The organism is Bacillus sp. AP50, assembly GCF_040492675.1.
In the GTDB taxonomy this organism is placed as follows: Bacteria; Bacillota; Bacilli; order Bacillales; family Bacillaceae_G; genus Bacillus_A; species Bacillus_A cereus.
In genome coordinates this window covers 1-10,654 of sequence record NZ_JBEUTW010000452.1, presented here as the reverse complement: position 1 = coordinate 10,654, position 10,654 = coordinate 1, and the positions used below count along the sequence as shown (strand labels likewise).

Below are 10,654 nucleotides of genomic sequence, written 5' to 3'. Positions count from 1 at the left end.
CATTTCTAATATTTATTTATGAATTTTATGATATGCAAATGTATACATTTTAAGAACTTTTTCTAATACCAATCTGACTCCTTCCATTATCTGCTATAATTTTCATTGAACAGATTAATAACTTCATAATAATGTTTTTATTAATTTCGTTTTAAATATCTATAAATTATAATAAATAGTTTAAATGAGGGTAGGGGTAACGATGAAATATGTTAGTATTCGAAAAAAACTACTGTTCACACTCTTAAGCATTTCTTCTTTATTTAGCATTGCTCTTATTGTTATTCTTTCATTCGCCATGAATCAAGCAAGTGAAATCGAAACGTTAAAAAATGATGTATCAAAAAGAGCGACGATTTTAAAAGAACGTGGCGATTGGTTCCAAGCACAAGTTGCTGGTTTACAAGAATATTTACTATCACATGATCAAAAAGGATTAGATAAGTTCAACCGAGAAGGGAAAAAATTAGCTGATACTAGAGAGAAAGTAACAAGTGACAAGAAGCTCCCAGAAGGAATGAAAGAAGCTATTTTAATGGGGGGAAAATGGCGTAGCGTCATAGATAATGAGGTACTACCTCTTGCGCATGAAGGAAAATGGGACGAAGCATCCAAAATTGCTTTAGCACAAACAGATTATGTAAATGATCTTTTAGGTCGTTTTAATAAATATACAAATGAAGAGAATGAGAAACGTGACGCATTAATTGCTGACGTTGAGTCTTCTTCATCACTTATTCAATATATTATTTTCTTCTCACTCATTACATGTACATTAACGTCTATTTTATTAGCATGGTGGTTCTCTGGTAAACTCGTTAAACCAATTCGACAAATTGATGAGAAATTAAAAGAATTAGCTTCTCAAGATGGAGATTTAACGGCTAGATTACACGTAACAAGTAAAGATGAAATAGGTGACATTGCAAATTCCTTTAATCAAATGCTCACTAACTTACAGCTTATAATAAAACAAGTTCAACAAACATCAACAAGTGTAAAAGAAGCTTCCGAAAATGTATTTATCGAAACGACTGCTTCTATGGAAAATACCGCAAGGACCCAAGAAACTATGAATGCTCTTGAACACAATATTCGTTCACAAGTTTCTAGCATTGAAGAAAGTTCAACTGCAATGGATGACATGGCAACGAGTGTTCAGCGTATCGCTGAGTCCGCCTCTTCTGTTACTAGTTTAGCTGTTACAACTTCAGAAAAAGCAGATGATGGGAATAAAGTCATTGAGAAATCTATTACACAAATGCACACAATTAACGAAGCTGTTAACGCTACATCACAAGTAGTTGAGCGACTCATTACACATACAAATCATATCGATACTGCACTTCAATCTATTTCGAATATCGCCGAGCAAACAAATTTACTCGCTTTAAATGCTTCTATTGAAGCAGCTCGTGCTGGTGAACATGGAAAAGGATTCGCTGTTGTTGCTGATGAAGTTCGAAAACTTGCTGAACAATCTCAACTAGCCGCAACTGACATTAACCATTTACTGCATCAAATTCAAGCCGATACTAAAATAGCAAATGACATGATGACACAAGGTCAAGCAGAAGCTTCTGAAGGAATTACTGTTATTCGTACTGCCGGATCTTCATTCTCAGAAATTGTTAACCACATTAACAAAGTCTCTACGCAAATGCAAGAAATGTCTGCAACTGCTGAAGAGATGGCTGCAAGCTCTGAAGAAATGAACGCAGCTTTAAATAATATCGCCTCTATCTCAAATGAAGTTGCTGCAGAAACATTACAAACAGCACATTCAGCTGGTGATCAAGTAAACAAAATGAGTATCGTGGCTAACAAATCATCTGAAATGAAAACAATCGTACAAGAACTTGAAGTTCTCGTCTCTCATTTCAAAACAAGCGCTTAAAGTGAACCTTTCGCTTGTAATGACACAAGCCCAAAGGTATAGGAAAGAAAATTTTACAGTCTCTCTTTTTTCAATTTAAAATATCTCTTTCTATCTCTCATTCCGTCTGCTATAATTCCTAAAGGAAATAAGAAAGCTTTATTCCAACTGGAGTAAAGCTTTCTTTCAATTTTTTACATTTATTAATTCTAATACTAAGATTTCACAAAGGAGGCTTTTAATCATATGAATTTTGTAAGTATCAGAAAAAAACTTATGTTCATGATGGGAACGATTTGCGCTTTATTTGGCATCGCCTTAGCTTTTATTTTATTTTTTGCTATTGACCAATCTCGTAAAGCTGAAACATTACAAAAAGAAATTTCTCCACTGGCAACAGAATTGAAAGAGCGTGGAGACGCTTATCAAGTACAGCTATCTGCTTTAAGAGGTTATTTACTACAACATGATCAAGTCGAATTAGACAAGTTTAATGAGATGAGTAAACGTCTTGAGGATTCAAAAGATAAACTTCTTTCTAATCCAAATCTTTCTTCGTCCGTAAAAAGTACAATGGAATTAGGGTCTACTTGGAGAAAGTTCGTTGAAGAAAAAGTATTCACTCTTGCAAAAGAACAAAAATGGGAAGAAGCTTTACAAGTAGCTTCTTCAGAAAACGGAACGGTCTATAAAGTAATTGGTGACTTCACAAATTACAGTAATGAACAAGCTAAATTACGTGAACAATCTATTGAACAAATTGATCAATCTTCACTAGGAATTGAATATGCAGTCTTTCTATCACTTGTTATTTGTATTGTCGTTGCAATTATTCTTGCATGGTGGTTCTCTGGTAAACTTGTGAAACCAATTCAACAAATTGATACAAAACTAAAAGAATTAGCCTCTCAAGAAGGTGACTTAACGGCACGTCTACAAGTAAATAGCAACGATGAAATCGGTGCTATCGCAACATCATTTAATAAAATGTTAGAAAACCTACAACATATCATTAATCGCGTTCAAAAAACATCAGTGGAAGTACAAACCGCTTCTGAAAATATGCTAGAAAAAACGAATACATCACGTGAGGCGACATTAAGAGTCCAAAGCTCGATGTCCAACTTAAATGCAAGTATTCAATCACAAACTTCTAGTATGGAAGAAAGTTCAACTGCAATGGACGATATGGCAGTAAGTGTTCAGCGTATTGCTGAATCTGCTTCATCTGTAGCGGAACTTGCTGTTGCCACATCTGAACATGCTAGCGATGGAAGTACCGTTATCCAAAAATCTGTTTCACAAATGACAACAATACACGAAGCTGTAAATGCTACGTCAGAAGTGGTTGAACGTCTAATCACTCATACGAAATATATTGATACTGCTGTACAATCTATTTCTAATATTGCTGAGCAAACAAACTTACTTGCTTTAAATGCTTCTATTGAGGCTGCTCGTGCTGGCGAGCAAGGAAAAGGATTTGCTGTCGTAGCTGACGAAGTTCGAAAACTTGCTGAACAATCTAAAACAGCTGCAACAGACATTAATCAATTACTACATCAAATTCAAAATGATACAGAAACTGCTAGCTCTATGATGTCTCAAGGCCGTTCTGAAGCATTTGAAGGTATCAATGTTATTCGTGAAGCTGGTACTTCTTTCACAACAATTGTGGAACAAGTAAATAAAGTATCTACTCAAATGCAAGATATATCAGCAACTGCTGAAGAAATGGCTGCAAGTGCTGAAGAAATGAATGCTTCACTTAATAACATCGCTTCTATCTCTACTGAAGTATCCAGCGAAACTGCCGCAACGGCACAATCTGCTGAACAGAAAGTTATTGTTATGAATGAAATGACAGTAACTGCTAGAAAAATGAAACAAACAGTTGAAGAGTTAGATCAGCTCGTATCTCATTTTAAAACAGAATAGATGTTCAAAAAATATCCCTCTTGCGAAGAGGGATATTTTTTTGAGCTCATTTCCTGCACATTATGCTCATTTCCGTTATAATGAGAATCGATATCATTAAAGTGTAGGAGGGGCTGCTTATGTCACAAGAAGCATTTGAAAATAAATTACTTGCCAATTTAGAAGCTGTTATTGACCCTGAACTAGGTGTTGATATCGTTAATCTTGGATTAGTTTATGATGTTACAGCAGATGAAAATAATAATGCTGTCATTACGATGACTATGACTTCTATCGGTTGTCCAATGGCTGGGCAAATCGTATCAGACGTTAAAAAAGTATTATCAACAAACGTACCTGAAGTTAATGAAATAGAAGTAAATGTCGTTTGGAATCCACCGTGGTCGAAAGAACGTATGTCACGTATGGCGAAAATCGCATTAGGTATTCGCGACTAAATAAAGTGGAAATTTCATCATTTGGGGATAGCGGGATAAAGAAAAGACCTGACTAGGATGTCAGGTCTTTTCTCTTATTATTTTACACCTACTGCATCATAAGCTTTCGTTACAGCTTGTACAGCTTTAGAGTTTTTACCGTATAAATCTTCAGCTGACTGAAGTGCCGCTTGACGCATCATTTTGAAGTCAGAGTTTGCAGTTAAATATTTCGTAAGCGCACGGTAGTAAATTTTTTCTGTCGCTTCACGGCCCACTCCAGTTACTTTCACGCCGTAATGATCTCCGCCTTCAGAAACTAAATAAGCAGCTTTATTATTAATACTACTGTTAATATGAACGCCGCCATTATCAGCTGTTCCAGTATAACGTTTACTATAGTGATCTGGGTAACCTTCACTTGGTTTTAATGGGTTTGGAATAGATGCTGGATCTTTTAGTGAACGAAGCGCATCACCAGGTTTATCAGGTGTATAAATGTCAGCACCTAAATCCCAGCTCTTCTTCTCAACCATAACACCCATAATATCAGATAACGATTCATTTAACGCCCCTGACTCATTTTTGTAAACAAGGTTTGCTGTATGTTCAGTTACAGCATGCGTTAATTCGTGACCGATAACATCAAGTCCAGCAGATAATGGAATGAATGTTTTTCCATCACCATCACCGTACATCATTTGCACACCATTCCAAGCTGCGTTATTCCAAGCTGTACCTACGTGAACAGTTGAAATAAGCTTCGCACCTTTATCATCGAAAGAGTTACGATTAAATGTCTTTTTGTAGTAATCATATACTTTTCCTGCATTTACATGAGCATCAACTGCAGCTTTATCTTCGAAGAACTTAGATTTACTTTCAACTTCTTCTCCTGTATATCCAAGCCATTGTGAGAATAAATTAAACCAGTTCTCGTCCATATTTTCTGCATCAAATGTATGAACACCTTGTCCTCGTTTACCATCAAACAAGTTGAATTGTCCTGTTTTCGTATCTTGAGCAATTTCAAATGATTGTCTAGCACCTAATACTCCGTAACCAAATCCAGTAATGTTATCTACAGCGTTATATTTCTCAATAACATTTCCATTCGTTGCATCAACAAAATAATGCCAATACCCTGGAGCTGGTTTTGAAATCGATGCCTTAACTAAGTATGCAAGGTAGTAATTACCGTCCTTTTCATATACAAATAAATCTTTTTTCACACCATCATAACTCTTTACTTTACCAATTTCTTTCTCAATATCTGCCTTTGCAATTGTTTCTGCTTGTTCCGCAGTAATGCTTGCAGCTGCAGGAATATTTTTATCATCTAAATTCGGAATAACTTGTCCGAAGAATGCTTTTACATTATTCTCTTTATCAAGTGTAACAGTTTGATCAGAACCGTACACAGGAATGTTATTATGTTTCTCAACTAGCTTCACATGTGTCGTATCAGATTCAGCGTCTTTTTCTTCCCCAACGATATTAAAATGCTTTTCAATATTTCCTGCTAATTTAAACATATCTTTCTTACTCTCTAAGTATTGAAAGACTGTCTCTTTTTTATCTAGTCCTTCCGGTGCTTTCCATTCTTCACCTATGTATGCAGGTGTTTTAAATTCTTGATGATATTGAATTTTTTGTTCTTCCGCTTTCGTTGTCGTTGCCCCAAACGCTCCAAATCCCCCGGCGATAACAGTTAACGCTAATGCTGATGAAATGACTTGCTTTTTCACTATAACATTCCCCATTCCCATAAAGATTTTTGACACTTTTATACAATTCTTATTTTCCCAGCCAATACCTCTACCCAAAATTTGAGAAACATTTTTCAGACAATTCTAATCAAAAAAAGAGGACATCTATCGGATGTCCTCTTTTCTATAAACCTTTTATTGTTTTTTCAATTCAATTGCTAAATAATGAGATTGCTCTTTTGCTTCAATATGAATATCTTCTTCTACCGCTTCTGCTGCATCACGCATAACAAACGTTTCACCATTTATTACACTGCTTCCTTCAATTTGTACAAGGTACAATTGACGGCCTTCTTTCACTGGAAAATGAATTTCTTTTCCAGCCTCTAATGATAAAGAATATAAATTCGCATCTTGGTGAATTTGAATTGGTGCATTTCCTTCTACTGAAGATACCATATGGAACCATTCATCTTCACGCTTGCTCCAATCAAATTTAAACTCACCATAGTTTGGTTTATGATCTGCGCGGTCTGGTAAAATCCAAATTTGTAATAAACGCAGCGTTTCATCGCCTAAATTATGCTCGCTATGAAATACACCCGTGCCAGCACTCATATATTGAACATGTCCACGCTCAATCGTTCCGCGATTTCCCATGCTGTCTTCATGTGTTAAAGCACCATCTACAACGTAAGAAATAATCTCCATATCACGGTGCGGATGCATATCAAAACCAGTTTGCGCCGCTACTAGATCATCATTAATAACACGTAACGCTCCGAAGTTCATTTTATTTGGATTGTAGTAATTGGCAAAAGAAAAATGAAAATGTGTATTTAACCAACCATGATTTGCTCTGCCCATATTTTTATGATCAACTTTTCTAAACATATCCTTCACCTCATACTATCTCGAATTCGAGATTTATTTTAAAATTTTTTCTTACTGTAACTTTTTTAATAGTGTTAATAACTGCTTTTGTTCCTCTATATTTAAATTATGAAACTTCTCTGCTTGGAACGTTTCTTGAGGTGGGACGATTTCCTCATATAAAGCTCTTCCCTTTTCTGTTAAAGAAATATATTTCGTAGTACCCTCTTGTTCACGCAAAATCCACTCAAGCTGCTCCATTTTATTTAAAAGCTGCGTTACATTTCCTTTCGTAACAAATAGCTTATTTCCAAGTTCTTGCTGCGTTAAACGATTATGTCCTCCAACTTGAGCTAACACATCAAACTGGGCGGCAGATATATTCCATTTTTTCAAATGCTGATTCGTCTCACGAATACTCTTATTATAAAAGCGTGACAAACGAAACCATAATAGTAGCCCTAGTCTATCTTCTGTTTTCATTTCATCACCTCGCTCGTTTCATATCATTAGTTTAGAACTAAACTTTATAAAAGTCAAATACTTATTTTTAATAAGTGAAAAAGCACAGCGCTATTTCTCCACTATGCTTTACTTTAACTTTCTACTCTTATATTCATCCAATTTCCTCTCCGCGAACTTCCTCGCATCTTTTTCAATCCACCGCTCTTCGTACCGTTCACTTCCCACATACAATATATCTCTCTTATGTTGCATCGCATGGCGAAATTCATGCAGTAGCGTTTTGAGAACTTGCTCATACTCTTCCCACATACAAACGAAAATTAATTTCTTTTCTTTATGATAAAAACCACCTACTGGGAATAGGAACTCTTCTTCCTCTTCCCCTAATGATAGAAGTACATCATTTGCATCACACGTATCACAAAAAATAACGGGTGTTTTACATACTTCAATAAGAGAACACAAATCCTCTCTCAGCTTTTTGACATCCCAAGGAAGCTCCGAATCCAACACATACCAATTCTCTACCTGTTGATATACATTTTGAAACTGGAGTTCCATTTTTCTTTATTCCCCTTTCCAAACTCCCTTTTCCTATATGTATGCCACAATATAGTAAATATTAAACGTATTCTTTCATCCTTGAAAAAATACCAATAAAAAAAGAATCTATGTCGACATAGATTCCTTTTCTGTAATCACTTTTTTTTCATCATTTTTTTTAATACAAAATAACCAATTGCACAAACAATAGCAGCAAGTGCAAAGTATTTCACATATGGCCCCGCAACTTTATTAATACTTTCCCACTCTGTTCCTAATTTAAAACCTAAATATACAAACACAATTGACCACGGAATAACAGCTAATGTAGTTAGCGTAATAAACTTAGCATGTGACATTTTCGCAATACCCGCTGGTATCGAAATAGCATGACGCACAACCGGAATAAAACGTGCGGTAAAGATAACGCCAGTTCCATAACGATTAAACCAATCTTCAGCATAATCAATATGTTTCTTCTGAATTAAAATATATTTTCCATATCGCTCAAGAACAGGTCTTCCTCCATATCGACCAATCCAATAAATGAATAGTTGTGCAATTACACCACCAATTGTACCGAACGCGACAGCGCCCCAAAATGTAATGCTTCCTGTTGATACTAAATAGCCTGCATAAGACAATACGATTTCACTTGGAATAACCTCTAGCATTAATCCAAGCATAATTCCCCAATAACCAAGTCCTTCTAAAAAAACTAAAACCGAATGAATCAACTCTCCTAACATCATGTACCTCTCTTTACTGTTTTCATCACCAAAATAAAAGTACAAGCAGGAAATATCTTGTACTTTTATTTTTTTAATTTAGTTAGTCTTCGTATCCCACTTAAAGATTTTATTTAAGAATTTATATACATTCTTCGACTCTTTTGTCAGAAGTGGGCCTAAAATGGATAGTATAAGCACGTATAGTGCTGAGAATGGTTTCAGTACTGACATTAAACCACCGGCGATACCGATATTAGCCATAATGATGGAGAACTCTCCTCTTGAAACGATTGTTAATCCGATATTTGTTGATGCTTTATGAGATAATCCAGCTTGTCTTCCTGCAATCATTCCTGCTACAAAGTTACCGATTATCGTAAGAAGGACAGCACCTAACGTTAACCATATCGCTCCGCCTAATGAGAACGGATCAATACTTAACCCGAAGCTGAAGAAGAAAATAGCTCCGAAAAAGTCTCTAAATGGAACAACAAGATGTTCAATTCGGTCACTATGCTCTGTCTCAGAGAAAACTAATCCTAGAAGAAGTGCTCCAATTGCTTCTGCAACGTGAATTGTTTCTGAAAAACCAGCAATGAAGAATAACGAAGCAAATACTACAATAATAAAGATTTCATCTGAGCTAATATTGAGCAATTTATTTAATAACGGCGTAGCCTTTCTAGCTACTATAAAGAATAGAAGCATATATCCTAAAGCAATTCCAATTGAAGTAAGGGCACCTAAGAAGGAAGCGTGATCTCCAAGTACTAAACCAGAAACAACTGATAAATATACAGCAAGGAATATATCTTCAAACATAATAATTCCTAAAATTAATTCGGTTTCATTATTACCAGTTCTTCTTAAGTCCACTAACACTTTAGCAACGATAGCGCTAGAAGAAATCGTAATAATACCCGCAATAATTAAGATTTCTAGTAATGGGAATCCCATTATAAATCCGTATAACAAACCAAGTGAAAAGTTAATTAAAATATAAATCGTTCCGCCAATCGCAATAGAGCGTCCAGATTTAATTAGTTTTTTCATTGAAAATTCTAATCCTAGATAGAATAGAAGGAATAGAACCCCAATTCGTCCAAGGAAGGAAATTACACTTGCACTTTCAATAAATTTGAGATCGATAACACCTATTGTCGGTGCATGCGGTCCTACTAACATTCCAAGAACGATTAGAAAAGGAATTACTGAGAATTTAAATTTCCCAGCAATTACTGCTGCAATTGCCACTAAAACTAAAGCTGTACCAACTTCAAAAATTAACGTATCCATCTAATCAGTCCCCCCTATTTGAAAGTAATTCATTAATGATTTTTTTAATTTCTTCTCTCTCACCTGAAACTACAAGCATATCTCCTTCTTCAATTACTGTTTCTGGTCCTGGATTAAATAGCTTCTTCATGTTCTTCTTCATAACCGCGATTATTGTTACGCTATATGTTTTTCTTATTTCAAGATCGCCAATTGTTTTTCCGATTGCTGGAGCTGTATTCTCCACTTTGAACCACTCAATCGCTAAACCTTCAAAAACCATCTCAACATTTTCTAACGCCCTAGGCTTATATACCATTCCACCTAATATTGCAGCGATTTGTCTTGCCTCTGAGTCACGTAGTGAAATACTTGAGATGCTTTCTTCATGGTCTGAATCAAAATGATACATTTCTCTACGACCATCATCATGAATGACAATTACCATCTTTTCATTACCTTTCGTAACGATTTGAAACTTATAACCAATACCCGGAAGTTCACTTTCTCTAATATTCATTTTTAGCTCCTCCATAACTTGTTTATTTTAATTTTCTGTTTTTCTGTCTTTTATTCATCCAATCAACTTTAGAAATTCTAACCACTCAGGATATTTGTGATTTGGAAATCTTTTATTGTAATAATAAGTGGACCCTAAAAAGATACTTAAAGATGTAATGATAAAAAATATATTACTTCTCATTTTCAAACTCTCAAGGCTTACTTTCCATAAAGAATCTTCTTTCAAATTATCCCCACCTTCTCGCTTTAAATTTAGTTTTTTTAAATGTAAATAATTCTAAAAATATTACGATGTAACATAATCAT

General features: G+C 35.1%; 10 protein-coding genes. 3 read left to right on the top strand and 7 right to left on the bottom strand.

Features of this window, described 5'->3' with window-relative positions:
* Positions 1 to 202 precede the first annotated feature (202 nt).
* From ABWK52_RS24510 to ABWK52_RS24500, 3 genes are all read left to right on the top strand, one after another.
* Positions 203 to 1,897, top strand: a complete 1,695-nt coding sequence (locus ABWK52_RS24510) for a methyl-accepting chemotaxis protein (protein ID WP_097796615.1) — start codon at positions 203 to 205, stop codon at positions 1,895 to 1,897.
* Between the two features lie 225 nt (positions 1,898 to 2,122).
* The gene (locus ABWK52_RS24505) at positions 2,123 to 3,814 is read left to right on the top strand and encodes a methyl-accepting chemotaxis protein (RefSeq protein ID WP_016110910.1); all 1,692 of its coding nucleotides are present in this window, start codon (positions 2,123 to 2,125) and stop codon (positions 3,812 to 3,814) included.
* Positions 3,815 to 3,933: 119 nt separating this feature from the next.
* Positions 3,934 to 4,251 (top strand): metal-sulfur cluster assembly factor, encoded by a 318-nt coding sequence (locus tag ABWK52_RS24500; RefSeq protein WP_000076422.1) that lies wholly within the window; start codon positions 3,934 to 3,936, stop codon positions 4,249 to 4,251.
* Positions 4,252 to 4,328: 77 nt separating this feature from the next.
* Here the strand turns inward: ABWK52_RS24500 and ABWK52_RS24495 are convergent, their stop codons facing one another.
* The 7 genes from ABWK52_RS24495 to ABWK52_RS24465 all read right to left on the bottom strand — a co-directional run bounded on the left by ABWK52_RS24495 (position 4,329) and on the right by ABWK52_RS24465 (position 10,346).
* Positions 4,329 to 5,978: a M4 family metallopeptidase gene (locus ABWK52_RS24495; RefSeq protein ID WP_033685825.1), complete on the bottom strand. Its 1,650-nt coding sequence runs from the start codon at positions 5,976 to 5,978 to the stop codon at positions 4,329 to 4,331.
* Between the two features lie 156 nt (positions 5,979 to 6,134).
* Positions 6,135 to 6,833: a pirin family protein gene (locus tag ABWK52_RS24490; protein WP_071739825.1), complete on the bottom strand. Its 699-nt coding sequence runs from the start codon at positions 6,831 to 6,833 to the stop codon at positions 6,135 to 6,137.
* 51 nt (positions 6,834 to 6,884) lie between these two features.
* Positions 6,885 to 7,295, bottom strand: coding sequence for a MarR family winged helix-turn-helix transcriptional regulator (locus ABWK52_RS24485; RefSeq protein WP_000845467.1), 411 nt, complete (start codon positions 7,293 to 7,295; stop codon positions 6,885 to 6,887).
* A 108-nt stretch (positions 7,296 to 7,403) separates the two neighbouring features.
* Positions 7,404 to 7,838 (bottom strand): DUF3920 family protein, encoded by a 435-nt coding sequence (locus tag ABWK52_RS24480; protein ID WP_000422794.1) that lies wholly within the window; start codon positions 7,836 to 7,838, stop codon positions 7,404 to 7,406.
* Positions 7,839 to 7,975: 137 nt separating this feature from the next.
* Positions 7,976 to 8,569 (bottom strand): DedA family protein, encoded by a 594-nt coding sequence (locus tag ABWK52_RS24475; protein ID WP_000900214.1) that lies wholly within the window; start codon positions 8,567 to 8,569, stop codon positions 7,976 to 7,978.
* A 78-nt stretch (positions 8,570 to 8,647) separates the two neighbouring features.
* Positions 8,648 to 9,847: a cation:proton antiporter gene (locus tag ABWK52_RS24470; RefSeq protein WP_000380223.1), complete on the bottom strand. Its 1,200-nt coding sequence runs from the start codon at positions 9,845 to 9,847 to the stop codon at positions 8,648 to 8,650.
* 4 nt (positions 9,848 to 9,851) lie between these two features.
* Positions 9,852 to 10,346, bottom strand: coding sequence for a cation:proton antiporter regulatory subunit (locus ABWK52_RS24465; RefSeq protein ID WP_001026075.1), 495 nt, complete (start codon positions 10,344 to 10,346; stop codon positions 9,852 to 9,854).
* Between the last annotated feature and the right edge of the window lie 308 nt (positions 10,347 to 10,654).

Coding starts and splice junctions, on each gene's coding strand:
- ABWK52_RS24510 (WP_097796615.1), top strand. CDS start 203: ATGAAATATGTTAGTATTCGAAAAAAACTACTGTTCACACTCTTAAGC.
- ABWK52_RS24505 (WP_016110910.1), top strand. CDS start 2,123: ATGAATTTTGTAAGTATCAGAAAAAAACTTATGTTCATGATGGGAACG.
- ABWK52_RS24500 (WP_000076422.1), top strand. CDS start 3,934: ATGTCACAAGAAGCATTTGAAAATAAATTACTTGCCAATTTAGAAGCT.
- ABWK52_RS24490 (WP_071739825.1), bottom strand. CDS start 6,833: ATGTTTAGAAAAGTTGATCATAAAAATATGGGCAGAGCAAATCATGGT.
- ABWK52_RS24485 (WP_000845467.1), bottom strand. CDS start 7,295: ATGAAAACAGAAGATAGACTAGGGCTACTATTATGGTTTCGTTTGTCA.
- ABWK52_RS24480 (WP_000422794.1), bottom strand. CDS start 7,838: ATGGAACTCCAGTTTCAAAATGTATATCAACAGGTAGAGAATTGGTAT.
- ABWK52_RS24475 (WP_000900214.1), bottom strand. CDS start 8,569: ATGTTAGGAGAGTTGATTCATTCGGTTTTAGTTTTTTTAGAAGGACTT.
- ABWK52_RS24470 (WP_000380223.1), bottom strand. CDS start 9,847: ATGGATACGTTAATTTTTGAAGTTGGTACAGCTTTAGTTTTAGTGGCA.
- ABWK52_RS24465 (WP_001026075.1), bottom strand. CDS start 10,346: ATGAATATTAGAGAAAGTGAACTTCCGGGTATTGGTTATAAGTTTCAA.